This is a genomic window from Streptomyces sp. SID12501, from assembly GCF_010550245.1.
In the GTDB taxonomy this organism is placed as follows: Bacteria; Actinomycetota; Actinomycetes; order Streptomycetales; family Streptomycetaceae; genus Streptomyces.
This window is the reverse complement of record NZ_JAAGLU010000241.1, coordinates 1-641: the sequence shown is the minus strand read 5'-3', so window position 1 is coordinate 641 and position 641 is coordinate 1. Positions and strand designations below refer to the sequence as shown.

The window sequence follows — 641 nt, the reverse complement described above, 5'->3', positions numbered from 1 at the left end:
TCGTTCTCGACGCACACCGGCACGCTCGTCACCGACCAGGAGGACCCCAGCATGGAGCAGCCGATCATCTCGGGCGTCGCGCACGACCGCAGCGAGGCCAAGATCACGGTCGTCGGCGTCCCGGACGTGCCCGGCAAGGCCGCGCGGCTCTTCGAGATCGTCGCCGAGGCCGGCGTCAACATCGACATGATCGTGCAGAACGTGTCCGCGGCCGCGACGGGCCTGACGGACATCTCGTTCACGCTGCCCGCCACCGACGGCGCCACGGCCACGGCCGCCCTGACGGCCGACCAGCCGTCGATCGGCTTCGAGTCGCTGCAGTACGACGACACGATCGGCAAGCTCTCGCTCGTCGGCGCGGGCATGCGCTCGCACCCGGGCGTGTCCGCCAAGCTGTTCGCCGCGCTGTCCGAGGCGAACGTCAACATCGAGATGATCTCGACGTCGGAGATCCGCATCTCCGTCGTCACGCGCGCCGACCAGCTGGACGACGCGGTGCGCGCCGTCCACACGGCGTTCGACCTGGACGACACCGAGACCGAGGCCGTCGTGTACGGCGGGACGGGGCGCTGACGTGGCCGAGGGACTGAGGATCGCCGTCGTCGGGGCGACGGGCCAGGTCGGCGCGGTCATGCGCCGCC

Annotated in this window: 1 protein-coding gene; it reads left to right on the top strand. The window is 71.0% G+C overall.

Annotation, left to right across the window (positions count from 1 at the left end; all coding sequences use genetic code 11):
• On the top strand, positions 1 to 573 hold a 573-nt coding region (locus tag G3I71_RS45490; RefSeq protein ID WP_164324806.1), incomplete at its 5' end, for an ACT domain-containing protein.
• Positions 574 to 641: the final 68 nt, after the last annotated feature.